This window comes from Leifsonia sp. EB34, from assembly GCF_041260585.1.
In the GTDB taxonomy this organism is placed as follows: domain Bacteria; phylum Actinomycetota; class Actinomycetes; order Actinomycetales; family Microbacteriaceae; genus Leifsonia.
Genome location: NZ_JBGCCV010000002.1, coordinates 183,854 through 209,884 on the forward strand (window position 1 = coordinate 183,854; position 26,031 = coordinate 209,884).

Below are 26,031 nucleotides of genomic sequence, written 5' to 3' on the forward strand. Positions count from 1 at the left end.
CCCGCATCCGTTCGGATGCGGGGCGTTTCGCCGTTAACAGCTGGTCAGGCGGCGCTGTGCTGCGCGGTGAGCCGCACCGGCGTGTTTGCGGCGCCGAAGCCGTCGTAGCGGCCGCGCCGCTCCACCAGCTCGAAGAACACGGCGCCCACCGTCTCGGTGTAGCAGTGCAGGTACTCGCCCGAGGCGTCGCGGTCGTAGAGCAGGCCGGAGTCCTTGAGCCGCTCCAGCTCGCCCGGCGCCAGCTCGAATCGGGCGGCGAGGTCGTCGTAGTAGTTCGCCGAGACCGGGACCGTCCGGAGCCCCCGGGCTCGTGCACGCTCGACCAGTCCGTGGAGGTCGTCGCACGCGATCGCCACGTGCTGGGCGTGCCGCTGCGCCGCGGTCGTCGCGCGCTCTGCGAGCGGCGGGACGACGTTCAGCGCGAGCCGCACGGCACCGTCGCGCGAGCGGAGCACCTGGCTGCGCACGAGGCCGGCCGGGCCGGCCAGCTCCGCCGACGACTCGCGCGTGAGACCGAGGGCCGTGCCGTAGAACAGCACCGCCTCCTCGATGTCGGCGGCCGGCTCGGTGAGGTTCACGTGGTCGATGCCGCGGATCGCCGGATCGGGCGTGCCCCGGCCGCCGGCGAACTCGCCAGGCCACGCCGAGCCGCTCTCCGGGCCGCTGATCAAGATCTCCGTGCCGTCGGGCGCGAGCACGGCCGGGAGGTCGGCCTCCCCGGACAGCACGCGGCGGTGCGCGCGCTTCGCCCCGAGGCGCTCGGTCCGGGCGGCGGCCTCCTCAGGGCGGTCGGTGCGGATGCCGAAGCCGGCGACGTGCGGGCTCGCGCCCGCGGCGTTGTGCTCGTTGAGGACGATCCGGGCCTCGCCGGCGGCGTAGAGCCAGGCCGGTTTCGTGACGTGGCGACCGCGCGGCGCGAAGCCGATCCGCTCCAGCACGGCCGCGATGGGATCGGTGTCCTGCGCCTTGACCTCCACCTGGTCGAGTCCGCGGGGCTCGGCGGCCGGACGGGCGGTGCCGGTCTCGAGGGCGTCCTCCAGGACCGTCAGCGACCGGAGGGCGTGCCGGGCGGTCCGGGCCGGATCGGTCTGCCGGAAGACGTCGTTGAAGACCTCCAGCGAGAGCGGACCCGTGTAACCGGCACGGAGGGTGTGGCCGACGAACGCCGGGAGGTCGAAGCCGCCCTCGCCTGGGAACAGCCGGTGGTGCCGGCTCAAGGAGAGCACGTCCATCGACAGCAGCGGGGCGTCCGCGAGCTGGACGAAGAAGATCTTCTCGCCCGGGATCCGCTCGATGTCGGCGGGGTCGTGGCCGCGGGAGAGGATGTGGAAGCTGTCCAGGCACACGCCGAGGGCCGGATGGTCCGCGCGTTCCACGATGCGCCAGGCCCGCCGGTAGTCGTCGATGTACCGCCCCCAGGCCAGGGCCTCGAAGGCGAGACGCTTGCCGTGCGCGTCGGCGCGGTCGGCGAGGCGGCCGAGCTGCTCGGCCGAGACCGCATCATCGTCGACCGAGGCGGTGGCGACGTTACTGCACACCAGGACCGTGTCGACGCCGAGCCGGTCCATGAGCACGAACTTCGCCTCCGCCCGGCGCAGCACCTGCGCGAACTCGGTCTCGGTGACGCCCTCCGCGTCGCGGAACGGCTGGTAGAGCGCGATCTCCAGGCCGAGCCGGTCGCAGAGCGCGCGCACCTCCTCCGGCGACTGGGGCGCGGCGATCAGGTCGGGCTCGAAGACCTCGACGGCGTCGAATCCGGCGTCGGCGATGGCGTGCAGCTTGTCGACGAGCGTTCCGGAGAGGCAGACAATCGCGATCGAGGTGCGCATCAGCGGCCCTCCCGGATCATCGCAGCGAAGTGCGCGCGCATCCGCTCCCGGTCGGGCTCGGCTCCGGTGATGAGCCGGAAGGCGTCGGCCGCCTGCCCGACGGCCATGCCGCCGCCGTCGAGTGTGCGGCAGCCGGCCTCGCGTGCCGCGCGGAGCAGCTCGGTCTCGACCGGCCGGTAGACGACGTCCGCCACCCAGAGGTCCGGTCGCAGCAGCCCGGCGTCGAGCGGGATGCCGGGATGGGTGTGCATGCCGACGAAGCTGGCGTTGACCAGGCCGCTCACGGCGCTCGCCCCCTCGGCCAGCAGCTCGGGCAGGGCGTCCGGGGAGACGCCGGAGGCCGACGCGGCCGGGAACCGCGGTGCGAGGGACGCGGCCAGCGCCCCGGCCCGCGCGGCGTCGAGGTCCGCGACGGTCAGCCGGGCGGCCCCGGCCTCCAGCAGCGCGGCGCAGACGGCGGCCCCGGCCCCGCCTGCGCCGATGACGACGACGTGGCCGAGGTCGGCGCCGGGGAGGCCGTCGCGGAGCGCGGAGGCGAAACCGGTGACGTCGGTGTTGTGGCCGACGCGCTGGCCGTCCGCGAGCAGCACGGTGTTGACCGAGCCGATCGCCGTCGCTGAGGCCGTCACCTCGTCGAGGTGGGCGAGGACGCGCTGCTTGCAGGGGTGGGTGATATTGAGGGCGTCGAATCCGAGCAGCGCGGCGGCGTCCAGGACCCGGGCGATGGTCGCGTCGAGGTCGTCGGCGTGATCGATTCCGAGCAGATCGATGGGCCGGTAGAGATAGCGCAGCCCCTGCTCGTCGGCCTCCCGCTCGTGCAGGGGAGGAGTCAGGGAGGGCAGGACGCCTTCGCCCAGCAGCCCGACCAGGTACGACTCTCCGACCACGCTCATGCGTCCTCCTCGACCACCGTGCGGAATCGCGCCGCTTGACAAGCGCCACGAGGTTTCTTAACGTACCAGATAGTTCATTAGCGAGGAGGCGGGATGGCCCGGCTGGATCACGAGCGGATTCGCGACGCGGAGCGTACGCGGGCCGAGATCCTCGCCGTCGCGACCCGAGAGTTCGCCGACCGTGGCTACTCCGGCGCCCGCGTGGACGAGATCGCGCGCCGGATGAGCACCACCAAGCGGATGATCTACTACTACTTCGGCGGCAAGGAGCAGCTCTACGTGAGCGTGCTGGAGGCCGCCTACGCCGAGATGCGCGGCTACGAGCAGCAGCTCGACGTCTCCGGTCTCGAGCCGGTGGAGGCCATCCGCGCCATCGCCGAGCGCACCTTCGACCACCACACCAGCCGGCAGGACTTCGTCCGGCTCGTGGCGATCGAGAACATCCACCGCGCCGCTTTCCTGCGCGAGGTGGGGGAGCCGGAGAGCCTCGCGCTCCCGGCCCTTGAGCTGATCGACGAGGTGCTGCGCCGCGGCCGGGCCGCCGGCCTGTTCCGCGACGACCTCGACGCCACGGACGTGCACCTGGCGATCAGCTCCTTCTGCGTCTTCCCGGTGGCCAACCGCCACACGTTCGGGTACCTCTTCGGCCGCGATCTGCTGAACCAGGCGCGTGCCCCGCATTACCGGCGGATGCTCGGCGACATGATCGTCGCGCTCCTGACCGCGGACCGTTGATCGTGCCGGGGTGCTCCCCGGCGGATCGAATAGCTACGAAAGAAACGAGTGTCGACGATGACCACCGTCGCTCCTTCCCCCACGCCCACGCGCACCCCGGTGCGTGCGGCCTTCGCCGGATTCCTCGGCTCGGCCGTCGAGTACTACGACTTCTTCATCTTCGGGTCGGCCGCCGCGCTGATCTTCCCGCACGTCTTCTTCCCGGACGCCGACACCACCGCGCGGGTGATGTCGTTCGCGACGTTCGGCTTCGCCTACGTGGCGCGCCCGGTCGGCGCGGTGATCCTCGGGCATTTCGGCGACCGGATCGGTCGCAGGAAGGTGCTGGTGTTCACGCTCGCGCTGATGGGCTTCTCCACCTTCGCGATCGGCTGCCTGCCGACGTTCTCGACGGTCGGCTGGCTCGCTCCTGTGCTGCTGGTGTTCTGCCGGCTGCTGCAGGGGCTGTCCGCCGCGGGCGAGCAGGCCGGCGCGAGCTCCATGACGCTGGAGCACGCGCCAGAGCGGCGCCGCGCCTTCTTCACCTCGTGGACGCTGACCGGTACGCAGGGCGGTCAGGTGCTGGCGGCCATCGCGTTCATCCCGATCATGCAGCTGCCGGAGGACGTGCTGTACTCCGTCGGCTGGCGCATCCCGTTCTGGCTGTCGGCCGTCGTGGTCGTCGTCGCGTTCGTCGTGCGCCGGTCGCTGGCGGAGTCGCCGGAGTTCGTCAGCGCGGCGGAGGGCGGCGAGATCGAGAAGCTGCCGCTGGTCGGCCTGCTGCGCTCGCACTGGCGCGACGTGCTGCGCGTGGTGGTGCTCGCGATGATCGCCGCGGTCTCCACCGTGTTCGGCAACCTCGCCATCGCCTACGGGACGGACGCCGGACTCGAAGCGTCGGTGACGCTCTGGCTGGTGGTCGTCGCGAACCTCGTGGCGCTCGTCACCCAGCCGCTGTTCGGGATGCTGGCCGACCGGATCGGCCGCAAGCCCGTGTTCGTCTACGGCGCCCTCGCCAGCGCGGTGCTGATGCCGTTCTACCTGCGGTCGATGTCGGGCTCGGAGGTGTGGGTGACGTTCCTGCTCGCGGTGGCGGTGTTCTCCTGCGGGTACGCCGCGGCGAACGCGGTGTGGCCGTCCTTCTACAACGAGATGTTCCCCCGCGAGGTGCGCTTCTCCGGCGTCGCGATCGGCACGCAGCTCGGCTTCCTGATGGCCGGCTTCGCGCCCACCATCGTCACGGCGATGGGCGGCACCGGGCCGGACGGCTGGATCGTCATCTCCGTGTTCACTGCGGTGATCGCGGTGGTCGTGACGTTGGCGGCGCTGACGGCGCGGGAGACCGCGAAGACCCCGACGGCCGACCTGGGCCGCCGCTAGGGGCGCGTCGTCGTGAGGCTGCGTCGTCGCTAGGCTGGCGGGATGCCGGGGACAGAGACGATCGACGAGGACCTCCGACCGCTGAGCGAGCGTGTGGAGGCGCCGCCGACGTACGTGCCGCGGCATCCCCTCGTCGCCGAGTGGCGTCCGATCGCGGAGGCCGACACCGACGCGGTGCTCGCGGTGCTGCGGGCGAGCGACGCCGCCGACCACCCGAACTACCTGACCACGCGGGAGGAGCTGGAGCACGAGCTCGCCTTCACCTTCCTCGACCGGGAGCGCGACACGCTCCTCGCGGTCGGTCACGACGGCGCGGTCCTGGCGGTCGGCTCGGTCCTGGAGCCGCCGCGGCAGGTCAGCCTGGTGCGCGAGTTCATGAATGGCACCGTGCACCCGGCGCATCGCGGGAAGGGCATCGGCCGCGAGCTGCTCGCCTGGCAGCGGGCGCGCGGCGAGCAGAAACTGGCCGCGCTCGACACGACGCTGCCGGGCTGGCTGGTGGGCTACGCCGACCGCCGCGCGCCGGATCGCGAGCGACTGCTGACCTCGGCGGGCTTCGCCGCGGTCCGCTGGTTCCACACGATGGAGCGCGACCTGGCGCAACCGATCCCCGAGGTGACACCGACGGAGGACGTGCGGATCGTGCCGTACACGAGCGACCTCGCCGACGCGGTGCACGCGGCGCGCGACGAGGCCTTCGCCGACCACTGGGGCAGCCAGCCGCTGAGCGACGAGCAATGGGAGTCCCTGATCGGGGGCACCTTCGCTCCCGACGTGTCGTTCGTCGCGCTGGCGGCCGATGGGGTCGCCGGCGTCGTCCTCTGCGACGTGAACGAGGACGACTGGGCCGGCCAGGGCTTCACCGGGCCGTACATCTCGACCGTCGCGGTCACCCGCGCGCACCGGGGACGCCGGATCGCGCCCGCACTGCTGGGCGCGGTGCTCGCCGAGAGCCGGCGTCGCGGCTGGCAGAAGGCCGTCCTCGATGTGGACGCCGCGAGTCCGACCGGCGCCGACACCCTCTACACGGGGATGGGTTTCGTCACGACGTTCGGCGAGACCGCGCTCGTCCGGGAGTACTGACACCTTTCTCTAGAATCGAGGGATGACCGACCAGGCGACGCGATTCCGGCTCGACATCGCCTACCAGGGCACCGACTTCAGCGGCTGGGGGCGCCAGCCCGACCTCCGGACCGTCCAGGGCGAGCTGGAGGGTGCGCTCGCCACGATTTTCCGGCGCGCGGGCGACCCGCCGCTGCTGACCGTGGCCGGACGCACCGACGCCGGCGTCCACGCGCGCGGGCAGGTCGCGCACGTCGACCTCTCGCCCGAGCAGGTCGCGGTGCTGCGGAAGCCGCACGGCAAGCGGCCGGCGCTGTCGGCGGACGAGGCGCTGGCCCGGCGGCTGAACGGCGTGCTCGGCCCGGTCGCCGACGTGGTCGTGCTGCGCGCGAGCGAGGCGCCGCCCGGCTTCGATGCACGATTCTCCGCGGTCTGGCGGCGCTATGAGTACCGGGTGGCCGATCGCCTGGCGCTGCGCGACCCCCTGCAGCGGCACCGCACGGCCTGGGTCTCGGCGGACCTCGACGCCGACGCGATGGACCTCGGCGCACACGGATTGCTCGGCCTCCACGACTTCGCCAGCTACTGCAAGGCGCGCGACGGCGCCACCACCATCCGCACGCTGCTCGACTTCTCCTGGCGGCGCGACGACGACGGCGTGCTGGTGGGGGAGGTCGTCGCCGACGCGTTCTGCCACAGCATGGTCCGCGCGCTGGTGGGCGCGTGCGTGGAGGTGGGGGAGGGCTCGCTGACGCCGGGAGACCTCGTGGAGCTCCGCGACGAGCGGGTCCGCACCAGCGCCTTCAAGGTGATGCCGGCGCGCGGGCTGACGCTGATGGAGGTCGGCTACCCGGACGACGCGGAGCTCGCGCTGCGGGCCGAGCAGACGCGCGGGATGCGATCGCTCTGAGGTCTTGCGGATTACATGCCAGACTGATATTCCTGAAAGGGTCCGAGCATCGGCGCCCGGGCCGAAAGGAATGATCATGAAGAGAAAGTTCGCCCTGGCCGCGCTGTCCGTCACCGCTGCGGTGGTGGGGGCCCTCGGTATCGCCACCCCCGCCAGTGCCGCCACCAGCCACGGCTGTGCGTCCGGCTACGTCTGCATCTACCCCGGCGCGGGCTGGAACGGGGACAAGCCCTCGCACACGTACTACAAGTACGGCACGTACAACCTCTCGAACCAGCTCGGCATGCACCGCGTGTTCAACAACCAGACGGGCGGGGCGATGCTTCGCCTCTACTTGGGCTACAACGGGGTTACGCCGTCGACGGGCGTCGGCGCCGGCCACTACGCCGACATCAACTTGACCCCGATCAACTCCATCGCGCTCCTCAAGTAGAGGTAGCGCTCGGGCTGCCCGTCGGAGGCCGGCGGGCAGCCTCCACGCCTCGGTTTGACCCCCTCCGGGCGTGTCGCGTAGTATTGAACCTTGGTGTCCGCGCCTCACTGCGGTGCGACACACGAACGTGAGCCCTCCACCGGCTTCGGTTCCCGTCTCATCGAGACGGCAACCCCCATCGGAGTGGGATTCACGAACTCCTCCGTTCGATACAGAAAGCAGCCACTACTGTGACGCGCACTTACTCCCCGAAGGCAGACGAGATCCAGCGCGACTGGGTCGTCATCGACGCGACCGACGTCGTGCTCGGCCGTCTCGCCAGCCACACCGCCGCGCTCCTGCGCGGCAAGCACAAGGCGACCTTCGCCCCCCACATGGACCTGGGCGACTTCGTCATCATCGTGAACGCCGACAAGGTGGCCCTCACCGGCCAGAAGGCGGCGCAGAAGAAGGCCTACCGCCACTCCGGTTACCCGGGCGGCCTCAAGGCCACCACCTACTCGGAACTCCTCGAGAAGAACCCGGTCCGCGCCGTCGAGAAGGCCGTCCGCGGCATGCTGCCGAAGACCTCCCTGGGCCGCGCCCAGCTCCGCAAGCTGAAGGTCTACACCGGAAGCGAGCACCCGCACGCCGCCCAGCAGCCGAAGCAGTACACGCTCGGCCAGGTCGCCCAGTAAGCGATCCAGACCTTCACGACTGACTTAAAGACAAAGGATTATCACCACCGTGGCGAAGATCGCAGACAGCATCGACTCGGCCCAGGCCGAGAACGTCGAGTCCTACTCGACCGAGACCCCCGAGAGCGCGGCCCCGGCCGCGCCCCGTCCCGTCCTCTCCGTGCCCGGCGCAGCCGTCGGCCGCCGCAAGGAGGCCATCGCGCGTGCGCGCCTGGTCCCCGGCTCCGGCACCATCACGGTCAACGGGCGTGAATTCGCGGACTACTTCCCGAACAAGCTGCACCAGCAGCTCATCACCGACCCGTTCAAGGTCCTCGACCTCCTCGGCTCGTACGACGTCGTCGCCCGCATCACCGGCGGCGGCCCGTCGGGTCAGGCCGGCGCCCTGCGCCTCGCCATCGCCCGCGCGCTGAACGAGATCGACCGCGAGAACAACCGTCCGACGCTCAAGAAGGCCGGCTTCCTCACCCGCGACGCCCGCGTCACCGAGCGCAAGAAGGCCGGTCTCAAGAAGGCCCGTAAGGCTTCGCAGTTCTCCAAGCGCTAAGCGTCGAGAGCGCTTAGGCTTCGGTCCATGCCACGCCTCTTCGGAACCGACGGAGTTCGCGGACTCGCGAACGGTAGTCTCACCGCCGACCTCGCGCTCGGCCTTGCTCAGGCAGCTGCTGCTGTCCTGACGCAAGGCCGCAGCGCGGAGGCGCGGCGTGCCGCGGGCAAGCGCCCGAAGGCGATCGTCGCCCGTGACCCCCGCGTCTCCGGCGAATTCATTTCAGCGGCCGTGGCCGCCGGGCTCGCCAGCTCCGGTGTCGACGTGTACGACGCCGGTGTCATCCCGACGCCGGCTGCGGCCTTCCTGATCGCCGACTTCGACGCCGACTTCGGCGTGATGGTCTCGGCGTCGCACAACCCCGCCCCCGACAACGGGATCAAGATCTTCGCCCGCGGCGGCACCAAGCTCCCCGACATCGTCGAGGACCGCATCGAGCAGCACCTCGACATGGAGAAGCTGACTCCGACCGGCGCGGACGTCGGCCGCATCCGCCGGTTCGCGGACGCGGAGGACCGCTATGTGGTCCACCTGCTGGCGAGCCTGCCGCACCGGCTCGACGGCATCCACGTGGTGCTCGACTGCGCCCACGGCGCGGCGGCCGGCATCTCACCCGAGGTGTTCACCGACGCGGGAGCCCGCGTCACCGTCATCGGCGACGCGCCCGACGGCATGAACATCAACGACGGCGTGGGATCGACGCACCTCGACAACCTGGCGAAGGCCGTCCTGGCGGCCGGCGCTGACGTGGGCATCGCCCACGACGGCGACGCCGACCGCTGCCTCGCGATCGACGCCGACGGCAACGTCGTCGACGGCGACCAGATCATGGCGATCCTCGCGGTCGGCATGAAGGAGCGCGGCAAGCTCACCGACGACACGCTCGTCGCCACCGTGATGAGCAACCTCGGCCTCAAGATCGCCATGCGCGAGCACGGCATCCGGATCGTGGAGACAGCGGTCGGTGACCGCTACGTGCTCGAAGAGATGAACCAGAACGACTACGCCCTCGGCGGCGAGCAGTCGGGTCACGTCATCATGCGCGAGTTCGCGACCACCGGCGACGGCATCCTCACCGGCCTGCACCTGCTCAGCGAGATGGCGCGCCAGCGCAAGCCGTTGTCCGAGCTGGCCAAGGTGATGACCGTCTACCCGCAGGTGATGATCAACGTGAAGGGCGTGGACCACCATGCCGTCCACACCGACGAGCCGCTCAAGCTCGCCGTCCAGACCGCCGAGGCGGCGCTGGGCGACACCGGCCGGGTGCTGCTGCGCCCGTCCGGGACCGAGCCGCTGGTGCGCGTCATGGTGGAGGCCGCCGACCAGCACACGGCCGAGCGGCTCGCCAACGAGCTGGCCGATGTCGTGCGGGAGCGGCTGAGTGTCTGAGCCTCGGGGCGTCTGAGCTTCGGGGCGTCTGAGCCTCGGGGCGTCTGAACGTCCGGCTGCCGCGGGAGGCCTGAGCCTCCCGCGGGTCAGTCCTCGGCGGCTTCGCGGTCGAGGCGCGCGTTCTGCTCGCGGACGAAGTCGGACACCGAGAACGGCCGCGTGCGCTCCGGCAGGAGGGTGACCTCCGCGAGGCCCTCGAGCAGTGCGCCGGGCTCGGTCTCGAGCGTGACGGCGAGCTGCAACAGTGTCAACAGCGTCGGGTTGCCGGCGCCGCGCTCGACTTTGCCGTAGTTGGCGACGTCGACCTGGCTGAGGTTGGCCACCTCGTACTGGGAGAGGCCCAGCTCCATGCGGCGCTTCCGAAGACGGCCGCCAAGGATACGGGCTGCTTCAAAGCGCGGGGACGGCATGCGTCTACTCTGTTTTCCTGCGTGGTCTTTTCCCAGAGGATGAACGCTATACGCACTTATCCATAGTGCATATATACCTCAATCAGGTCGCTTCCTGCCCACGCTTCGCCGCGATGAAGTCGGCGACGGTATAGGCGTGCTCGCGATCGGGGAGCATCCCGTCGCCGGAGAGCCCCGCCAGCAGCTCCCCGGGATCGACGCCGAGCGCCGTCGCGAGGCGGACGATGGTGTGGAGCTCCGAGTTGGCCTCACCCCGCTCCACGCGCCCGTAGTTGGTCACGTGCATGTCCGCGAGCTGGGCGATCTCCTCCTGACTGACGCCCAGCGCCGTCCGGGCCAGGCGCACCCGCTGGCCGAAGAGGAGGGCGGCGTGCGATCGAGGTGAAGCCATGCCTCATGCCTACGGGATGCCGGAGGGGCGGGCCAGAGTCTTCGAGCACGCGTCGTCTGTGCTCGCCTCCTGGGGGCGTGATGCGTCCGGACCCCGCTCAGAGCTTGCGGAGCAGCACCGAGCTGACCGTGTGGTCGGCCTCCTTGCGCAGCACGAGCTTCGCCCGCGACCGGGTCGGCCGGATGTTCTGGATGAGGTTGGGCTCGTTGATCGCCGTCCAGATCGACGCGGCGCGCGCCCTGGCCTGCTCCTCGGTGAGCTGGGAGTAGCGGTGGAAGTACGACTTGGGGTTGGCGAACGCCCCGCGCTGAAGTTTGAGGAAACGCTCCTCGTACCAGTGCGCGATGTCGCGCGTGCGGGCGTCCACGTAGACGCTGAAGTCGAAGAGGTCGCTCACCGCGAGCCGGTTGCCGCCTCCCGCGGGCTGCAGCACGTTCAGCCCCTCCACGATGAGCACGTCCGGCCGGCGCACCACGATCTCCGCGTCCGGCACGATGTCGTAGCTGAGGTGCGAGTAGAACGGCGCACGCACCTCGGGCGCGCCGCTCTTGACCGCCGTGACGAAGCGCAGCAGCGCACGGCGGTCGTACGACTCGGGGAAGCCCTTGCGCTCCATCAGGCCGCGCCGCTCCAGCTCGGCGTTCGGCAGCAGGAAGCCGTCGGTGGTCACCAGCTCGACGCGCGGAGTGTCGTCCCAGCGGGAGAGCAGTTCGCGCAGCAGGCGCGCGATGCTCGACTTGCCGACGGCCACGGAGCCCGCGACGCCGATCACGAACGGGGTCGGCTGGGCGCGCTCGCCGAGGAAGTCGCTGGTGACCCGGTGGAGCTGCTTGGTGCCGCCGACGTACAGGTTGAGCAGCCGGCTGAGCGGGAGGTAGACCTCCTCGACCTCCCGCAGGTCCAGCGGGTCGCCGAGGCCGCGCAGTTGGACCACCTCGGTCTCCTTCAGCGGCAGCGGAGTGTTCTGCGCCAGCTCGGCCCAGTCCGAACGGCTCAGCTCCACGAAGGGGGTGCTGGACTCACCGTTCGCCGTGGATCCGCCGCGAGCGGCGCCGTTCTCAGCCATAGGCGACAAGTCTAAGGTGCGCCCAGGATAGACTCGGGTGCATGTGTGGAATCGTGGGGTACGTCGGTGCCGACAAGAGCCTGGAGGTGCTGCTCGGCGGCCTGAAGCGCCTCGAGTATCGCGGCTACGACTCGGCCGGCGTCGCTGTCATCGACGCTGATGGCCGCCTCGGGACGGCCAAGAAGGCGGGCAAGCTGTCCGTGCTCGCCGGCGACCTGAAGGCCAACCCGATTCCCAACGGCGGCACCGGCATCGGCCACACGCGCTGGGCGACGCACGGCGGCCCGACCGATCGCAACGCGCACCCGCACCTGGGCGACGACGGCCGCCTCGCCGTCATCCACAACGGCATCATCGAGAACTTCGCGACCCTCAAGGACGAGCTGCTCGCCGACGGTTTCGCCTTCGAGTCCGAGACCGACACCGAGGTCGCTGCCGTGCTGCTCGGCCGCGAGTACCGCGCCACCGGCGACCTGAGCGAGGCGTTCCAGCGCGTCGTCTCCCGCCTGGAGGGCGCGTTCACGCTGCTCGCCCTGCACCAGGACCAGCCGCACGTCGTCGTCGGCGCCCGCCGCAACTCCCCGCTGGTGATCGGCCTCGGCGAGGGCGAGAACTTCCTCGGCTCCGATGTCGCCGCATTCGTCGAGCACACCCGTCGTGCGCTCGCGATCGGCCAGGACCAGATCGTCACGATCACCCCCGACTCCGTCACCGTCACCGACTTCGCCGGCGCGCCGGTCGAGGTGGAGCCGTTCGAGGTCGCCTGGGACGCCTCCGCCGCCGAGAAGGGCGGCTGGTCGTCGTTCATGGCCAAGGAGATCTCCGAGGAGCCGGACGCCGTCGCGAACACGGTGCGCGGCCGCATCGTCGACGACGCCGTGCACATCCCCGAGCTGGACGCGGTGGGCGACGCCTTCCTGGAGGGCATCGACCGCATCACCATCGTCGCCTGCGGCACCGCCGCGTACGCCGGCCTGGTCGGCAGCTACGCCATCGAGAAGTGGGCGCGCGTCCCGGTCACGGTCGAGCTCAGCCACGAGTTCCGCTACCGCGAGCCGGTCATCACCGACGGCACGCTGGTCATCTCGATCAGCCAGTCCGGCGAGACGATGGACACGCTAATGGCGGTCAAGTACGCCCGCGAGGCCGGAGCGAAGGCCATCTCGGTCTGCAACACCCAGGGCGCCACCATCCCCCGCGAGTCGGACGCCGCGCTGTACACGCACGCCGGCCCGGAGGTCGCCGTCGCGTCGACCAAGGCGTTCGTCGCCCAGATCACCGCGCTCTATCTCTTCGGCCTGCACCTCGGCCGGGTGCGCGGCACGCTGTCCGCCGCGCAGCAGCGCGACGCCGTCGCCGAACTCCTGGCCGTGCCGGAGAAGATCGCCACCGTGCTCGAGGCGCACGACTCGATCGCCCAGCTCGCGCACTGGATGTCGGACACCCGCTCGGTGCTCTTCCTCGGCCGTCACGTCGGCTACCCGATCGCGCTGGAGGGTGCGCTCAAGCTCAAGGAGCTCGCGTACATCCACGCCGAGGGCTTCGCCGCCGGCGAGCTCAAGCACGGCCCGATCGCGCTCATCGAGCCCGGCCAGCCCGTGTTCGTCGTGGTGCCCAGCCCTCGCTGGTCGGACGAGCTGCACAAGAAGGTCGTCTCCAACATCCAGGAGATCCGCGCCCGCGGCGCCCGCGTGATCGCGATCGCCGAGGCCGGGGACGCCGCCGTGCTGCCGTTCGCCGACGAGGTCATCCGCATCCCGCTGGCCGCGCCGCTGTTCGAGCCGCTGCTGTCGGTGGTGCCGCTGCAGATCTTCGCCATGGAGCTGTCCGCGGCCAAGGGCCTGGACGTGGACCAGCCGCGCAACCTGGCCAAGTCCGTCACCGTGGAGTAGGTCGCCGTGATCGCCGGCATCGGGATCGACGTCGTCGATCTGGCGCGCTTCGCTCGATCGCTGGAGCGCACCCCGAAGCTGCGCGAGCGCCTCTTCACGGAGGCCGAACGTGGGCTGGGGGTGCACTCCCTCGCCGCACGCTTCGCCGCCAAGGAGGCGCTGATCAAAGCGCTGGGCGGTTCGGAGGGCGTGCGCTGGCACGACATGGAGATCGTGCCCGACGAAGAGAGGAACCCGGGTTTCGTGCTGCACAACGTGGTCGGACGTCAGGTCGCCGAGCGCGGCATCGCGCACATCCACGTGTCGATGTCGCACGACGCCGGGATCGCCTCGGCGTTCGTGGTGCTGGAGCGCGACGCGTGAGCGGCTTCCGTGAGGCCGTCGTCGACCTGGACGCGGTGAGCGCGAACGTCGCACGGCTGCGCGAGGTCGTCGGCACCGAGCACGTGATGGCCGTGGTGAAGGCGAACGCGTACGGGCACGGCGCGATCGAGTGCGCCCGCGCGGCGCTCGCCGGCGGGGCGGACTGGCTCGGCGTCGCGGACGTCTCGGAGGGGCTCGCGCTGCGGGAGGCGGGGATCGACGCCCCGGTGCTCGCCTGGCTGCACGACCCGGACGAGGACTTCGCTGCCGCCGTCGCGGCCGGGCTCGACGTCGGCATCTCGTCGCGCGCGCAACTCGAGGCCGCGGCCGCCGCAGGCACGGCCGACCGCCCCGCGTTCGTGCAGCTCAAGCTGGAGACCGGGCTCAGCCGCAACGGCATCCCCGCCTCTGAGTGGGAGGCCGTCGTCGCGCGGGCGTCCGAGCTCGAGCGGTCGGGCGTGCTCGTGGTGCGCGGCCTGTTCAGCCACCTGTCGAACGCGTCGGCCGAGGACGACCGGGCGGCGATCGCCCGGTTCGCCTGGGGTGTCGAGCGGGCGGAGGCCGCGGGCCTGCGTCCCGAGCTGCGGCACATCGCCGCCAGCGCTGCCGCGCTCAGCCTCCCCGAGTCGCGGTTCAACCTGGTGCGGTTCGGGCTGGCCGTCTACGGGCTCAGCCCGTTCGGCGCCGCGTCGGCGGCAGAGCTGGGACTCCGCCCGGCGATGACGCTGCGCGGCCGGGTCGCGGCGGTGCGGCGCGTGGCCGCGGGCACGGGCGTCTCCTACGACTACACGTATCGCACGGAGGCCGAGACCACGCTCGCGCTCGTCCCGCTCGGGTACGCGGAGGGCATCCCGCGGCACGCGTCAGGCCGAGGCCCGGTGTCCATCGCCGGCAAGCGGTACCGGGTCTCCGGCCGGGTCGCGATGGACCAGTTCGTGGTGGACGTGGGCGACGCCGAGGTCGCGGTCGGCGACGAGGTCGTCCTGTTCGGCGATCCCGCCACCGGTGTGCCGGGCGCGGACGACTGGGCGGAGGCCGCGGACACGATCAACTACGAGATCGTCACACGACTCGGCGGCCGGCTGCGGCGCACCTACCGCGGGGGAGCGGCGTGAGCGGCCGCGTCCTCAGCGAGCGCACGGTCGGCACCGCCGACGATATGCATGCGCTCGGCCGGGAACTGGCCGGGATGCTGGTCGCCGGCGACCTCGTGGTGCTGACCGGACCGCTCGGCGCAGGCAAGACGACCCTCACCCGCGGGATCGGCGAGGGCCTCGGCGTGCGCGGTCCGGTCACGAGCCCGACCTTCGTGCTGGCGCGCACGCACCCGAGCCTCGTGGACGGCGCGCCCCTCGTGCACGTGGACGCCTACCGGCTCGGCAGCGCGGTGGAGCTGGACGACCTCGACATCGACTTCGCCCGCTCGGTCGTCGTCGTCGAGTGGGGCAGCGGGATGCTCGACGGCGTCGCGGAGTCCTGGCTGGAGGTCGACATCGTGCGGCCTACCGGCGCCGCCGATGCCGCGGACGGCGACCTCGGCGGGGTCGACCCGGGAGATGCGGACCTGGACGCCGACGAGCCCCGCACCCTCACCGTGACCGGCTTCGGCCCGCGCTGGGCCGCCTGACCCTCCTCCACCCGGAAGCGGGGTCGCGACACGCCGCTACCGCTGCTGGATAACGGCGTGTTGCGACCCCTCTGCGGCGGCGGTCAGCGCGTGTGCTGGAGCGCGCCGACGTCGGCCACGCCGTCGGCCACGACGCGGGTCGGGAGGTCGAACACCTGCACGTCGCGCTCGGGCAGCGCGTACGCGGGCCAGCCCGGGTCGCCGGTCAGGACGAACCGCACCGCGGCGGCGTGCACGTCGGCGGCGAGGGAGGCCGGCGGCTGCTCGCCCGCGATGTAGCCCACCCGCTCACTGTCGAGGCAGTCGAAGAAGAACGGCACGTCGAGGCAGTGGACGGCCGCGCCGAACGTAGGCGAGGTCCACGCGAACCGGTAGAGCCAGGCGGGGGCGTCGGCTGCGGCACGGGATTCCGCGATCGCCCGCGCGGGCGCGCGGAACATCGCGTCCGTGACGAACTGCCCGAGCGTCCCGGCGGTGTCGAGGTCGGCGTGGGCGGCGGCGTAGGCGTCTGCGACCTCCTCCGGGACGCCGACCGCTCTCAGCAGCCCGGCCGCGTCGGCGTGCGCCAGCGTCTCGCGGAGGTCGGCCACGGCCATGTTGAACTCGTTGTCGGTCGCGCCGAGCACCAGCGCCTTGTCGGCTCCGACGCCGTCCGCGACAGCCTCGCCGATGGGCGCGGGCACGAGGTCGCCGTCCACGACCGGGGCCCAGCGCAGTGCCGACCCGGAGGCCAGCGCGCGCAGCGGGGCCAGCGGGTCCGCCGGCGCCTCGGGGGAGGTGACCGCGTCGTGCTCGCCCTGCAGCGCCAGGATGCGCTCCTCGGTCAGCGTGGACAGTCCGGCGCGCGTCGGCTCGACTCCCGCTGCGGCGGCCAGAGCGCGACCGTAACGCTCGGCGTCCGCCAGAGTCACGCTCCCCGTGGTGCCCGAAATGGAGTAGACGCGCTGGAACAGGCTCGCCGCGCGCGGAACTGTCAGGAGGGTGAGCACCGCGCCGCCGCCGGCCGACTGGCCCGCGATCGTGACCTGTGCCGGGTCGCCGCCGAACGCCGCGATGTTGTCGCGCACCCACTCCAGCGCCAGGATCCAGTCGAGCACGGCGCGGTTCGCCGGGGCGTCCTCGATCCAGCCGAAGCCGTCGAAGCCGAGGCGGTACGAGACGTTGACCGTCACGATCCCGGCGCGGTTGAAGGGGGCGCCGTCGTACCACGGGCTGGCCGGCGAGCCGGCGACATAGCCGCCGCCGTGGATGTAGACCAGCACGGGCAGCTTCGCGTCGGTGTCGCCGGGTCGCGGGGTGAAGACGTCGACATTGAGCGTCGACTCGCCCGGGTACGACGGCTCGGGGATGAGCGTGATCTCCGCGAGCGCCTTGCGCTGCGGGGTCGCGCCGTGCTCGCCCGCGTCGAGCACGCCCTCCCACGGGCGGTGCGGGGCGGGCGCGGCGAAGCGGAGGGCGCCGACGGGCGGCTCGGCGAACGGGATGCCGAGGAAGGCGGCCGAGTCGTCGCGCCACCGGCCGCGCACACGACCTGCCGTCGTGGCGACCTCGGGTCGGTCGATGGTGCTGTCTGTCACGGGGTTCTCCTTGTCAGCGGACGGGTGCCGTGGGGAAGGCGAGAGAATGGTTACCCGCGTAAGCATTGCGCATTCCGCCCATTAATTCAAGCCTCGAATCAAATGACGGGGGCAGGCTGCCCGGTTGTCTTCACTGCGAGCGGGTCGTCGAGGAGGGCGTCGCGGGCGACCCGCGCAGCGCCGACCAGGGCGGCATCGTCGCCCAGTCGCCCCGGGACCACGGCGACCGGTGTCGCGGTCGCGGCCACCGCGGGGCCGTTCTGAGCGAACGCGTCCGCGATCGGCTCCGCCAGCTCGGCCCAGTACCCGCCCAGCACGACCACCTCCGGGTCGACGGTCATCGTCACGATGCGGAGGGCGTGCGCGATCCACGGCAACGCGGCCTGCCACGCGGCGCTCGCGCGAGTCTCGCCCGCCCGGATGCGGGCGACCAGCTCGCGCAGCGCCTCCGTCAACCCGCGCTCGGCGACCTCCGTCGCCAGGCCGGCCTCGGCCAGCACGATGTCCGGGCCGGCGACCGTGACCAGGCAGCCGCGCTGGCCGCACAGGCAGCGCGCACCGTGCGGGTCCACCGAGATGTGGCCGAACGCGCCCGCGAAGCCGTGCGCGCCCGCGACGACGGCGCCGTCCACGACCACCGCGCCGCCGATGCCCGAGTTGCTCTTGGCGTAGACCATGTCGCGAACGCCCGCGCCGACGGCCTCCAACTCCGCGAGCTCGGCCAGCGCGGCGACGGTGCCGTCGCTCGCCAGCGTGGCGGGAGGCAGCCCCTGGACACGCTTCCGGAGTTCGCCGAGCACATCCACCACGCCCCACTCGAAGTCGGTGTCGGCCACGACCACGGGAGGCGTGCCGCCGATCGGCGCGAACACCACGACGGTCAGGTCGACCACACGCCTGCCGAGTCCTGCGGCGGCGTCGAGGGTGCGGGACAGCACGCGGGCGAGCACGTCGAGCACGCGCCCGGGGTCGCCCATCGGCCGGCCGTGGTGCTCGGCGACCCGGAACAACACGTGGCCGTCCAGCGCCGTGAGCACAGCCGTCGCCTGGTCGGCGTCGAGCTGGAGGACGAGGAGGGCGACGTCGTCGGCCGCCAGCCGCAGCAGCGTGAGCGGCCGGCCACGGGAGGCCGACCCGCGCGGCGCGGTCTCGGGCTCCTGTGACTCGCGGACGACCCCGGCCTCCACCAGGGCGGCGACGAGCGCCGTCACCGAGCCGCGGGCGAGCCCCGTGGCCTCCGCGAGCTGGCTGCGCGACAGCGGCCCCTGCTGCGCGAGCCGGTGCGCGACAAGCGCCAGGTTGTGGCGGCGCACGTCGACCGAGGCGAGGGAGCCGGACGGGGAGGACGCCATGCCGACAGCTTCGCACACGGGAGGCCGGCCGACTCCGCAGCGGGCGCGCATCCCGCCTAGGCTGGAGGCATGCTCCTCGCCATCGACACCTCCGCGGGCACGAGTGTCGCCGTGGTCGACCGTGACGGCGGAATCCTCGCCGAAGTGACGGAGCCGGACACCATGCGGCACGCGGAGGTGATCGGCGACCTCATCGCCACGGCGCTCGACGCCTCCGGCACACTCGTCGGCGAGCTCTCGGGCGTCGTCGCCGGGATGGGCCCGGGCCCCTTCACCGGGCTGCGGGTCGGTATCGCCGCCGCGACCGCCTTCGCGTTCGGCGCCGGGCGCCCGCTCGTCCCCGTCGTCAGCCATGACGCGGTGGCGTACGAACGCTACCTGGCCGGGCACACCGGGCCGCTTTTGGTAGTAACGGACGCGCGCCGCCGCGAGCGCTACTGGACGGCGTACTCGGGTGTGGACGAGCACGGCCTCCCCGTCCGTCTCGACGGCCCGGGCCTCGACAAGCCGGACGCGCTGCCGCACCCCGACCTGCCGCGCGAGGAGGCCGCGACCGTCTCCGCGGGACTGCTCGGGATGATCGCCGAGCTGCGCTTCGCCGCCGGCCTCCCCTTCGACCGTGACGAGCCGCTGTACCTGCGCTCGCCGGATGTCACGCTCTCCGCCGGCCCGAAGCGGGTGAGCGCGTGAGCGAGCCGACCGCCGCTCCGTCGTGGCAGCTCCGTCGCGCCACCGAGGCGGACGTCGACGCGATCATGCTGCTGGAGCGCGCGACGTTCGTCACGGACGCCTGGTCGGAGCAGTCGATGCGCTCCGAGGTGACCGGAGCGCACGGGTACTACCTGGTCGCCGTCGGTCTCGACGACCCGGACCGCATCGACGGGTACGCCGGCCTGCTCGCCCCGCGCGGCGCGGGCGAGGGCGACATCCAGACCATCGCCGTCGCGCCACGCGCCCGCCGCCACGGTCTCGGGCGCGTGCTCATGCTCGCCCTGATCGGCGAGGCGCGCAACCGCGGCGCCCGCGAGGTGTTCCTCGAGGTGCGCGCCGACAACCCCGGCGCCCAGACCCTGTACCGCACGCTCGGCTTCGAGGAGATCGGCGTGCGCCCGCGCTACTACCAGCCCGACGGGGTGGATGCGATCGTCATGCGTCTGACCGTCCCGACCCCGGAGACCACGATCGCATGAACGACGCTCAGCACGGATCGCACGGCGACGGGCCGCTCGTGCTCGGCATCGAGACCTCCTGCGACGAGACCGGCGTCGGCATCGTGCGCGGCACGACCCTGCTCTCCAACACGATCGCCTCCTCGATGGAGGAGCACGCCCGGTACGGCGGCGTCGTCCCGGAGGTCGCGGCGCGCGCCCACCTGGAGGCGCTCACCCCGACCCTCCGCACCGCCGTCGCGGACGCGGGGATCGAGCTCGCGGACATCGACGCCATCGCGGTGACGAGCGGTCCCGGCCTGTCGGGCGCGCTCATGGTCGGTGTGGGCGCCGCGAAGGCGCTCGCGCTCTCGCTCGGCAAGCCGCTGTACGCCGTCAACCACCTGGTCGGGCACGTCGGCGCGGACGTCCTGGACGCGGCCGGAGGCCCCGGTCATCCCGTCGAGGTGCCGACCGTCGCGCTGCTGGTGTCCGGCGGCCACACCTCGCTGCTGCTCGTGCGCGACCTGGTCTCCGACGTGGAGCTGCTGGGCGAGACGATCGACGACGCCGCGGGCGAGGCGTTCGACAAGGTGGCCCGCGTTCTCGGCCTCCCGTACCCGGGCGGCCCGCAGATCGACCGCGTCGGCGCGGACGGCGACCCGCGCGCCATCCGGTTCCCGCGCGGGCTGACCAAGCCGAAAGACCTGGAGCGGCACCGCTACGACTTCTCCTTCTCTGGGCTGAAGACCGCGGTCGCGCGCTGGGTGGAGCAGCGCCAGGACGCCGGCGAGGAGGTGCCGATCGCGGACGTCGCCGCCTCCTTCCGGGAGGCCGTGGCGGACGTGCTGATCACCAAGGCGATCGCCGCGTGCCTCGACCACGACGTGCCGCGCCTGCTGCTCGGCGGCGGCGTGGTCGCGAACGCGCGTGTGCGCCAGCTCGCCGTGCAGCGCGCGGCGGAGGCCGGCGTGGCCCTGCGCATCCCGGCGCTCTCGCTCTGCACGGACAACGGGGCGATGATCGCGGCGCTCGGCGCGCAGCTCATCCTGGCCGGCCACGCGCCGAGCCGGCTGGACTTCGGTGCGGACTCCACGCTGCCGGTCACGGACATCCAGGTCGCGGAGGCCTGATCCGGCGGAGAAATGCATGCGTTGACACGCCGATCCCCCGCTGAGACCATGGATTCAGTACGGACAATTCTCAGGAATTCACCAGAGAGGGAGAGGGGCAGCATGTCCGATCCGACCACCCCATCCGGCGCACCGGAGCCCGAAGGGATGGACGGCAGCACGCCGGGCCAGCCGGTTCCTCCGTCCTCCGACATCCCGCCCGCGACGGCGCCCGACGGCGTCCCGCCGACGCCCCCGGTCGCCCCTCCCGCGCAGCCGGCCGCCCCCGGGTACGGCGCGCCGCAGCAGCCGTACGGGCAGCCGCAGCAGCCGTATGGCCAGCCGCAGCAGCCGTACGGGCAGCCGCAGCAGCCGTATGGTCAGCCGCAGCAGCCGTACGGGCAGCCGCAGCAGCCGTACGGCCAGCAGCCCTACGGCCAGCAGCCCGGTCAACCCGGTTACGGTCAGCCGGCGTACGGTCAGCCCGCGCCCGGCTATGCCCAGCCCTACGCCACGGGTCCCGCCACCAAATCGCCCATCCTCAGCATCCTGTCGCTCGTCGGCGGCATCGCCGGCATCATCCTGAACTTCGCGTTCGGGATCGGCGCGCTGTTCGCCGTGGCCGCGATCGTCCTCGGCTTCATCGGCCGCACCAAGGAGCCGCAGGCCAGGGGCTTCTGGCTCACCGGCATCATCCTGGGATTCGTCGCGATCGTCATCGCGATCGTCTTCTGGATCGTGTGGGGCATCATCCTGGCCAACCTGTCGAACACCTACCGGTACTGACCGGCGCCGGGCACTGAGCCGGAGCGGTCGGACGATCCGCGGCGCCCAGACGATCCGAGCCGGTCAGACGCGCTCGGCGAGCAAGGCGGTGTGACGCCCCGCGACCCGGGTGAGGATCAGTGTCGCCGGCCGGTCGCCCGAGAGCTTGAGGCGTGTCCGGAGTGCGGCGGGGTCGACGTCCACGCCGCGCTTCTTGATCTCCAGCGTGCCAATCCCGCGCGCCCGCAACGCCTTCTTGAGGTCCTTCTCTGCGAACGGCAAGGTCTCGAGGATGCGGAAGCCTGCGGCGAACGGCGTCGACACCGGCTGGTCCGCGGTGATGTAGGCGATCCCGTCGCCGAGCATCCGCCCGTCGAGCCGCCGGGCGAGGTCCCCGATCAGGCGCGCTCGGATGACAGCGCCGTCCGGCTCGTAGAGGTACTCGCCGAGCTCGCCGGTCTCGGCGTCCTCGCTGTCCGTCTCGGAGGTGAGTTCGTTCGCCTCGTCGCCGCGCAGCACCAGGGCGGCGCGCCGGATGCCCGACCGGGCGAGCGCGCCGAACCACAGCCCGAGCTCGACGACCTGCCCGTCCGCGGACACCCACTGGGCTTCCGCGGTCGACGGGATGAGGTCCCGATCGAAGCCGGGACCGAGCTTCAGCCCCACCGAGCGGCCGGTCGCCAGCTCGTAGGCGAAGCCGAGCGACGGCGTGTAGTCGTCGGGATCGGTCAGCCGGTCGGTGTCCGTGTGCCCGGCCGTGCGCCGGGCCGGGTCGAGGAAGACGCCGTCGATGGCGCGCAGGCTCACGTCCTCCGCACGGCGGTGCTCGACGGTCGCGGAGGGGAACGGCGCGAGGTTGAAGGCGGCGATGGCAGCAGTGACCTCATCGGCGTCCACCGCCGTGACCTCCAGGTCGAGGGCCGCGAGGGCGAGCGCGTCGCCGCCGATGCCGCAGCCGAGGTCCGCGATGCGGGTGAGCCCCGCCGCCCGGAACCGGGCAGCATGCCGCGCCGCCACCGACAGCCGCGTCGCCTGCTCCAGTCCCGCCTCGGTGAACAGCATCCGGGAGGCGAACTCGCCGAACTTGCCGACCGCCTTCTTGCGCAGCTTCGCCTGCGTCAGGACCGCCGCGACCAGCCCGGGCGAGTGGCCCTGCTTGCGGAGGTCCGTGACCATCGCGAGCACGTCCTTCTCGGACCGGTACGGGGGCAGCGAGTCGAGCAGGCGCAGCCCTTCGGGGCTCAGCAGCTCGACGAGTTCGGACCGGTCCATGTGCACCACGGTACCTTCTGGCACTCACGTTGCGGGACTGCTAACGCACCCCCTAGACTCGTGTTAGCACTCTCCGTGCGAGTTTGCTAACGCAAGCCGCGCAGACGCATTGAGTTCGCAAAGACTGAGTTCACCAAAGAAAGAGGTCAACCGTGTCGGTCTCCATCAAGCCGCTCGAAGATCGCATCGTCATCAAGCAGGTCGAGGCTGAGCAGACCACTGCTTCCGGTCTGGTCATCCCCGACACCGCCAAGGAGAAGCCCCAGGAGGGCGAGGTCGTCGCCGTCGGACCGGGCCGCATCGACGACAACGGCAACCGCGTGCCGCTCGACGTCGCCGTCGGCGACAAGGTGATCTACTCCAAGTACGGCGGCACCGAGGTCAAGTTCGGCGGCGAGGACTACCTGGTCCTCTCGGCTCGCGACGTCCTCGCGGTCGTCGTCCGCTGACGCACCTTCTTTCGACCGGGGCCCGGGCGCTGCTGCGCCCGGGCCTTCGTCGTCCCTGCGGGCCGGCGAGCGCGGCCGCCGTCGCGCTCGCCTCCGCGTCCGTCCGTGTCGCCGGTTCGGAGTAGTGTCGTGGGAGTGCCGCAGCCCCTCTCCGAACACCGCAGGTCCGGTCTCACCTACGCGGTCAGCGCCTACGTCCTCTGGGGCATCCTCCCCATCTACTTCCTGGCGCTCGCGCCGGCCAGCGCCTGGGAGATCGTCGCCTGGCGCGTGCTGTTCTCGCTGGTGTTCTGCGCGATCGCGCTCACCGTCACGCGTGCGTGGCGCACGTTCGGCGCCCTGCTGAAAGACCGCAGGGTCCTGTTCACGATGGGCCTCGCCGGCGCGCTGATCTACGTCAACTGGCAGACCTACGTGCTGGCCACGGTCAGCGGCCACGTGGTGGAGGCCGCCCTCGGCTACTTCATCAACCCGATCGTGACCGTCTTCCTCGGCGTCCTCGTCCAGCGCGAGCGCCTCCGCATCGCCCAGTGGGTCGCGGTCGGCGTCAGCATCGTCGCCGTCGTCGTGCTCGCGATCGGCTACGGGCAGGTCCCGTGGATCGCGCTCATCCTCGCGTTCTCGTTCGGCTTCTACGGCCTCATCAAGAAGCGCGTCGGCGGTCGGGTCGACGCCGTCTCGGGGCTGACCCTGGAGACGATGTGGCTGACCCCGGTCGCGACCGTGCAGCTCGTCGTCGTGAGCCTCACCGTCGGCCTCACGATCGGCACGGTGAGCCCCTGGCACACCGTCGCCATGATCGGCGCGGGCGTCATCACGGCGGTGCCCCTGCTGTTCTTCGCCGCGGCCTCCCGCCGCTTGCCCCTGGTCTACATGGGCTTCATCCAGTACTTCGCTCCGTTCATCCAGTTCCTGGTCGGCGTCGCGCTGCTGCACGAGGCGATGCCGCCGGAGCGCTGGGTCGGCTTCGCGATCGTCTGGCTGGCGCTCGCCATCCTCAGCGTCGACATGATCGTGGCGGCCCGACAGGGAAAGAAGCAGGCGGAGCTGGATCTCGCAACGGTGGAGTAAGGGGGCCGGAATATCCGCCCAGGTTGAGCCGTTAGCATTGGACATCAACCACTCGCGCGACCTTGATAGGGGTGAAATGGACCAGGCGGATCCGTTCGGATTCATCGGTTTGACCTACGACGACGTCATGCTCCTTCCCGGGCACACCGACGTCATCCCGAGTGAGGCGGACACCTCGACTCGCCTGACCAAGCGGATCAGCATGGCGACCCCGCTCCTGTCCAGCGCCATGGACACCGTGACCGAGTCGCGCATGGCCGTCGCCATGGCCCGTCACGGCGGTATCGGCATCATCCACCGCAACCTCTCCATCGAGGACCAGGCGACCAACGTCGACAAGGTGAAGCGGTCCGAGTCGGGCATGATCACCAACCCGGTGACCACCACGCCGGACGCCACCGTCGAGGAGGTCGACCTCCTCTGCGGGCAGTTCCGCGTCTCCGGCCTTCCGGTCGTGGAGGGCGACGGCAAGCTCGTCGGCATCATCACCAACCGCGACATGCGCTTCGTCTCCCCGTTCGAGCGCTCCACCACCCTGGTGCGCGACGTCATGACCCGCATGCCGCTCATCACCGCCCCGGTCGGCATCGACCCCGACTCCGCGGTCGCGATCTTCGCCGAGCACAAGATCGAGAAGCTCCCGCTCGTGGACGCGGACGGGCGCCTGCGCGGGCTCATCACCGTCAAGGACTTCGACAAGAGCGAGAAGTACCCGAACGCCACCAAGGACGACGAGGGCCGCCTGCGCGTCGGCGCCGCGATCGGCTTCTTCGGCGACGCCTGGGACCGCGCGATGACCCTGGTCGACGCCGGGGTGGACGTCATCGTGGTGGACACCGCCAACGGCGACTCCGCCGGCGTGCTCGACATCATCCACCGCCTCAAGCACGAGCCGCGCGCCTCGCACGTCGACGTCATCGGCGGCAACGTCGCGACCCGCTCCGGCGCGCAGGCGCTCATCGACGCGGGCGCCGACGCCATCAAGGTCGGCGTCGGCCCGGGCTCCATCTGCACCACCCGCGTCGTCGCCGGCGTCGGCGTGCCGCAGGTGACCGCGGTGTACGAGGCCTCGCTCGCCGCCCGCGCGGCGGACGTCCCGCTCATCGCGGACGGCGGCCTCCAGTACTCCGGTGACATCGCCAAGGCGCTGGTCGCGGGAGCGGAGAGCGTGATGCTCGGCTCGCTCCTGGCCGGCACGGCCGAGTCGCCCGGCGACCTCGTGTTCGTCAACGGCAAGCAGTTCAAGAACTACCGCGGCATGGGCTCCCTCGGCGCCCTGCAGACCCGCGGCAAGAAGACCTCGTACTCGCGGGACCGCTACTTCCAGGCGGACGTCCCCAGCGACGAGCAGCTCATCGCCGAAGGCATCGAGGGCCAGGTGCCGTACCGCGGCCCGCTGTCCGCGGTGGCCTACCAGCTCGTCGGCGGCCTCCGCCAGTCGATGTTCTACGTCGGTGCGCGCACCATCCCGGAGCTGAAGGAGCGCGGCCGGTTCGTCCGGATCACCGCGGCCGGCCTCAAGGAGTCGCACCCGCACGACATCCAGATGGTCGTCGAGGCGCCCAACTACCGCCGCTGACGCACCCCTCTTCCGACAACGGACGAGATCCACCCCCCTGCGGGTCCGGATCTCCTCCGTTGTCTGCTTTTCGGGGTGCGTGCGGCTTGGATGTCCTCCGTTGGCGGCTCGACGGCGGCAGCG

Annotated in this window: 27 protein-coding genes; 19 read left to right on the top strand and 8 right to left on the bottom strand. The window is 71.5% G+C overall.

Annotation, left to right across the window (positions count from 1 at the left end; genetic code table 11):
• Nucleotides 1-44: 44 nt before the first annotated feature.
• Both ABIA36_RS10345 and ABIA36_RS10350 read right to left on the bottom strand, forming a co-directional pair.
• Complete coding sequence (locus ABIA36_RS10345; protein WP_369962279.1) at nucleotides 45-1,829, bottom strand: bifunctional sugar phosphate isomerase/epimerase/4-hydroxyphenylpyruvate dioxygenase family protein; 1,785 nt, start codon at nucleotides 1,827-1,829, stop codon at nucleotides 45-47.
• Nucleotides 1,829-2,722 carry a shikimate dehydrogenase gene (locus ABIA36_RS10350; protein ID WP_369962280.1) on the bottom strand — a complete coding sequence of 298 codons (894 nt, stop codon included), beginning with the start codon at nucleotides 2,720-2,722 and terminating at the stop codon, nucleotides 1,829-1,831. The genes ABIA36_RS10345 and ABIA36_RS10350 overlap by 1 nt, the downstream gene beginning before the upstream one ends.
• Nucleotides 2,723-2,815: 93 nt before the next feature.
• Here ABIA36_RS10350 and ABIA36_RS10355 point away from each other — a divergent pair, with 93 nt between their 5' ends.
• From ABIA36_RS10355 to glmM, 8 genes are all read left to right on the top strand, one after another.
• Nucleotides 2,816-3,457, top strand: a complete 642-nt coding sequence (locus ABIA36_RS10355) for a TetR/AcrR family transcriptional regulator (protein ID WP_369962281.1) — start codon at nucleotides 2,816-2,818, stop codon at nucleotides 3,455-3,457.
• A gap of 57 nt (nucleotides 3,458-3,514) precedes the next feature.
• Nucleotides 3,515-4,816, top strand: coding sequence for an MFS transporter (locus ABIA36_RS10360; protein WP_369962282.1), 1,302 nt, complete (start codon nucleotides 3,515-3,517; stop codon nucleotides 4,814-4,816).
• 42 nt (nucleotides 4,817-4,858) lie between these two features.
• Entirely contained in the window at nucleotides 4,859-5,899 is a 1,041-nt protein-coding gene (locus tag ABIA36_RS10365) for a GNAT family N-acetyltransferase (RefSeq protein WP_369962283.1), read from the top strand.
• A 22-nt stretch (nucleotides 5,900-5,921) separates the two neighbouring features.
• On the top strand, nucleotides 5,922-6,788 hold the full coding sequence (locus ABIA36_RS10370) for a tRNA pseudouridine(38-40) synthase TruA (protein WP_369962284.1): 867 nt from the start codon (nucleotides 5,922-5,924) through the stop codon (nucleotides 6,786-6,788).
• 76 nt (nucleotides 6,789-6,864) lie between these two features.
• Nucleotides 6,865-7,221 (top strand): hypothetical protein, encoded by a 357-nt coding sequence (locus ABIA36_RS10375; RefSeq protein WP_369962285.1) that lies wholly within the window; start codon nucleotides 6,865-6,867, stop codon nucleotides 7,219-7,221.
• Between the two features lie 230 nt (nucleotides 7,222-7,451).
• Nucleotides 7,452-7,898: a 50S ribosomal protein L13 gene (gene rplM / locus ABIA36_RS10380; RefSeq protein WP_369962286.1), complete on the top strand. Its 447-nt coding sequence runs from the start codon at nucleotides 7,452-7,454 to the stop codon at nucleotides 7,896-7,898.
• A gap of 49 nt (nucleotides 7,899-7,947) precedes the next feature.
• On the top strand, nucleotides 7,948-8,445 hold the full coding sequence (gene rpsI, locus ABIA36_RS10385; protein ID WP_369962287.1) for a 30S ribosomal protein S9: 498 nt from the start codon (nucleotides 7,948-7,950) through the stop codon (nucleotides 8,443-8,445).
• A gap of 27 nt (nucleotides 8,446-8,472) precedes the next feature.
• A complete protein-coding gene (gene glmM / locus ABIA36_RS10390) occupies nucleotides 8,473-9,834 on the top strand; it encodes a phosphoglucosamine mutase (RefSeq protein WP_369962288.1) in 1,362 nt (453 codons plus the stop codon).
• A gap of 86 nt (nucleotides 9,835-9,920) precedes the next feature.
• Here the strand turns inward: glmM and ABIA36_RS10395 are convergent, their stop codons facing one another.
• The 3 genes from ABIA36_RS10395 to coaA all read right to left on the bottom strand — a co-directional run bounded on the left by ABIA36_RS10395 (nucleotide 9,921) and on the right by coaA (nucleotide 11,701).
• On the bottom strand, nucleotides 9,921-10,244 hold the full coding sequence (locus ABIA36_RS10395) for a helix-turn-helix domain-containing protein (protein ID WP_369962289.1): 324 nt from the start codon (nucleotides 10,242-10,244) through the stop codon (nucleotides 9,921-9,923).
• 82 nt (nucleotides 10,245-10,326) lie between these two features.
• Nucleotides 10,327-10,635: a helix-turn-helix domain-containing protein gene (locus ABIA36_RS10400; protein ID WP_369962290.1), complete on the bottom strand. Its 309-nt coding sequence runs from the start codon at nucleotides 10,633-10,635 to the stop codon at nucleotides 10,327-10,329.
• A 97-nt stretch (nucleotides 10,636-10,732) separates the two neighbouring features.
• Entirely contained in the window at nucleotides 10,733-11,701 is a 969-nt protein-coding gene (coaA, locus tag ABIA36_RS10405) for a type I pantothenate kinase (protein WP_369962291.1), read from the bottom strand.
• A gap of 41 nt (nucleotides 11,702-11,742) precedes the next feature.
• Between coaA and glmS the strand changes: the two genes are divergently transcribed.
• The 4 genes from glmS to tsaE are packed head-to-tail and all read left to right on the top strand — an operon-like array spanning nucleotide 11,743 to nucleotide 15,583.
• A complete protein-coding gene (gene glmS / locus ABIA36_RS10410) occupies nucleotides 11,743-13,593 on the top strand; it encodes a glutamine--fructose-6-phosphate transaminase (isomerizing) (protein WP_369962292.1) in 1,851 nt (616 codons plus the stop codon).
• Between the two features lie 6 nt (nucleotides 13,594-13,599).
• A complete protein-coding gene (locus ABIA36_RS10415) occupies nucleotides 13,600-13,956 on the top strand; it encodes a holo-ACP synthase (RefSeq protein WP_369962293.1) in 357 nt (118 codons plus the stop codon).
• Entirely contained in the window at nucleotides 13,953-15,071 is a 1,119-nt protein-coding gene (gene alr, locus ABIA36_RS10420; protein ID WP_369962294.1) for an alanine racemase, read from the top strand. Before ABIA36_RS10415 ends, alr begins: the two co-directional genes overlap by 4 nt.
• A 44-nt stretch (nucleotides 15,072-15,115) precedes the next feature.
• Complete coding sequence (gene tsaE, locus ABIA36_RS10425) at nucleotides 15,116-15,583, top strand: tRNA (adenosine(37)-N6)-threonylcarbamoyltransferase complex ATPase subunit type 1 TsaE (RefSeq protein WP_369963733.1); 468 nt, start codon at nucleotides 15,116-15,118, stop codon at nucleotides 15,581-15,583.
• Nucleotides 15,584-15,666: 83 nt separating this feature from the next.
• On the opposite strand, the gene ABIA36_RS10430 is transcribed toward tsaE, so the two are convergent.
• The gene (locus tag ABIA36_RS10430; RefSeq protein ID WP_369962295.1) at nucleotides 15,667-17,160 is read right to left on the bottom strand and encodes a carboxylesterase/lipase family protein; all 1,494 of its coding nucleotides are present in this window, start codon (nucleotides 17,158-17,160) and stop codon (nucleotides 15,667-15,669) included.
• A 98-nt stretch (nucleotides 17,161-17,258) separates the two neighbouring features.
• The gene (locus ABIA36_RS10435; protein ID WP_369962296.1) at nucleotides 17,259-18,512 is read right to left on the bottom strand and encodes an ROK family protein; all 1,254 of its coding nucleotides are present in this window, start codon (nucleotides 18,510-18,512) and stop codon (nucleotides 17,259-17,261) included.
• A gap of 69 nt (nucleotides 18,513-18,581) precedes the next feature.
• On the opposite strand from ABIA36_RS10435, the gene tsaB reads away from it, so the two are divergent.
• From tsaB to ABIA36_RS10455, 4 genes are all read left to right on the top strand, one after another.
• On the top strand, nucleotides 18,582-19,202 hold the full coding sequence (gene tsaB / locus ABIA36_RS10440) for a tRNA (adenosine(37)-N6)-threonylcarbamoyltransferase complex dimerization subunit type 1 TsaB (RefSeq protein ID WP_369962297.1): 621 nt from the start codon (nucleotides 18,582-18,584) through the stop codon (nucleotides 19,200-19,202).
• A gap of 65 nt (nucleotides 19,203-19,267) precedes the next feature.
• Nucleotides 19,268-19,702 carry a ribosomal protein S18-alanine N-acetyltransferase gene (rimI, locus tag ABIA36_RS10445; protein WP_369963734.1) on the top strand — a complete coding sequence of 145 codons (435 nt, stop codon included), beginning with the start codon at nucleotides 19,268-19,270 and terminating at the stop codon, nucleotides 19,700-19,702.
• A complete protein-coding gene (tsaD, locus tag ABIA36_RS10450) occupies nucleotides 19,699-20,793 on the top strand; it encodes a tRNA (adenosine(37)-N6)-threonylcarbamoyltransferase complex transferase subunit TsaD (protein ID WP_369962298.1) in 1,095 nt (364 codons plus the stop codon). The genes rimI and tsaD overlap by 4 nt, the downstream gene beginning before the upstream one ends.
• 102 nt (nucleotides 20,794-20,895) lie before the next feature.
• A complete protein-coding gene (locus ABIA36_RS10455; RefSeq protein WP_369962299.1) occupies nucleotides 20,896-21,558 on the top strand; it encodes a DUF4190 domain-containing protein in 663 nt (220 codons plus the stop codon).
• Nucleotides 21,559-21,621: 63 nt separating this feature from the next.
• Here the strand turns inward: ABIA36_RS10455 and ABIA36_RS10460 are convergent, their stop codons facing one another.
• Nucleotides 21,622-22,809, bottom strand: coding sequence for an SAM-dependent methyltransferase (locus ABIA36_RS10460; RefSeq protein ID WP_369962300.1), 1,188 nt, complete (start codon nucleotides 22,807-22,809; stop codon nucleotides 21,622-21,624).
• Between the two features lie 152 nt (nucleotides 22,810-22,961).
• Between ABIA36_RS10460 and groES the strand changes: the two genes are divergently transcribed.
• From groES to guaB, 3 genes are all read left to right on the top strand, one after another.
• On the top strand, nucleotides 22,962-23,258 hold the full coding sequence (gene groES, locus ABIA36_RS10465) for a co-chaperone GroES (RefSeq protein WP_055894868.1): 297 nt from the start codon (nucleotides 22,962-22,964) through the stop codon (nucleotides 23,256-23,258).
• 135 nt (nucleotides 23,259-23,393) lie between these two features.
• Complete coding sequence (gene rarD / locus ABIA36_RS10470) at nucleotides 23,394-24,329, top strand: EamA family transporter RarD (RefSeq protein WP_369962301.1); 936 nt, start codon at nucleotides 23,394-23,396, stop codon at nucleotides 24,327-24,329.
• A 76-nt stretch (nucleotides 24,330-24,405) separates the two neighbouring features.
• On the top strand, nucleotides 24,406-25,908 hold the full coding sequence (guaB, locus tag ABIA36_RS10475; protein ID WP_369962302.1) for an IMP dehydrogenase: 1,503 nt from the start codon (nucleotides 24,406-24,408) through the stop codon (nucleotides 25,906-25,908).
• Nucleotides 25,909-26,031 lie beyond the last annotated feature (123 nt).

What these genes read in the sequence shown, in the direction of transcription:
- ABIA36_RS10345 (WP_369962279.1), bottom strand. Translation starts at nt 1,829, where the DNA reads ATGCGCACCTCGATCGCGATTGTCTGCCTCTCCGGAACGCTCGTCGAC.
- ABIA36_RS10350 (WP_369962280.1), bottom strand. Translation starts at nt 2,722, where the DNA reads ATGAGCGTGGTCGGAGAGTCGTACCTGGTCGGGCTGCTGGGCGAAGGC.
- ABIA36_RS10355 (WP_369962281.1), top strand. Translation starts at nt 2,816, where the DNA reads ATGGCCCGGCTGGATCACGAGCGGATTCGCGACGCGGAGCGTACGCGG.
- ABIA36_RS10360 (WP_369962282.1), top strand. Translation starts at nt 3,515, where the DNA reads ATGACCACCGTCGCTCCTTCCCCCACGCCCACGCGCACCCCGGTGCGT.
- ABIA36_RS10365 (WP_369962283.1), top strand. Translation starts at nt 4,859, where the DNA reads ATGCCGGGGACAGAGACGATCGACGAGGACCTCCGACCGCTGAGCGAG.
- ABIA36_RS10370 (WP_369962284.1), top strand. Translation starts at nt 5,922, where the DNA reads ATGACCGACCAGGCGACGCGATTCCGGCTCGACATCGCCTACCAGGGC.
- ABIA36_RS10375 (WP_369962285.1), top strand. Translation starts at nt 6,865, where the DNA reads ATGAAGAGAAAGTTCGCCCTGGCCGCGCTGTCCGTCACCGCTGCGGTG.
- glmM (WP_369962288.1), top strand. Translation starts at nt 8,473, where the DNA reads ATGCCACGCCTCTTCGGAACCGACGGAGTTCGCGGACTCGCGAACGGT.
- ABIA36_RS10395 (WP_369962289.1), bottom strand. Translation starts at nt 10,244, where the DNA reads ATGCCGTCCCCGCGCTTTGAAGCAGCCCGTATCCTTGGCGGCCGTCTT.
- ABIA36_RS10400 (WP_369962290.1), bottom strand. Translation starts at nt 10,635, where the DNA reads ATGGCTTCACCTCGATCGCACGCCGCCCTCCTCTTCGGCCAGCGGGTG.
- coaA (WP_369962291.1), bottom strand. Translation starts at nt 11,701, where the DNA reads ATGGCTGAGAACGGCGCCGCTCGCGGCGGATCCACGGCGAACGGTGAG.
- glmS (WP_369962292.1), top strand. Translation starts at nt 11,743, where the DNA reads ATGTGTGGAATCGTGGGGTACGTCGGTGCCGACAAGAGCCTGGAGGTG.
- tsaE (WP_369963733.1), top strand. Translation starts at nt 15,116, where the DNA reads ATGCATGCGCTCGGCCGGGAACTGGCCGGGATGCTGGTCGCCGGCGAC.
- ABIA36_RS10435 (WP_369962296.1), bottom strand. Translation starts at nt 18,512, where the DNA reads ATGGCGTCCTCCCCGTCCGGCTCCCTCGCCTCGGTCGACGTGCGCCGC.
- tsaB (WP_369962297.1), top strand. Translation starts at nt 18,582, where the DNA reads ATGCTCCTCGCCATCGACACCTCCGCGGGCACGAGTGTCGCCGTGGTC.
- rimI (WP_369963734.1), top strand. Translation starts at nt 19,268, where the DNA reads ATGCTGCTGGAGCGCGCGACGTTCGTCACGGACGCCTGGTCGGAGCAG.
- tsaD (WP_369962298.1), top strand. Translation starts at nt 19,699, where the DNA reads ATGAACGACGCTCAGCACGGATCGCACGGCGACGGGCCGCTCGTGCTC.
- ABIA36_RS10455 (WP_369962299.1), top strand. Translation starts at nt 20,896, where the DNA reads ATGTCCGATCCGACCACCCCATCCGGCGCACCGGAGCCCGAAGGGATG.
- ABIA36_RS10460 (WP_369962300.1), bottom strand. Translation starts at nt 22,809, where the DNA reads ATGGACCGGTCCGAACTCGTCGAGCTGCTGAGCCCCGAAGGGCTGCGC.
- guaB (WP_369962302.1), top strand. Translation starts at nt 24,406, where the DNA reads ATGGACCAGGCGGATCCGTTCGGATTCATCGGTTTGACCTACGACGAC.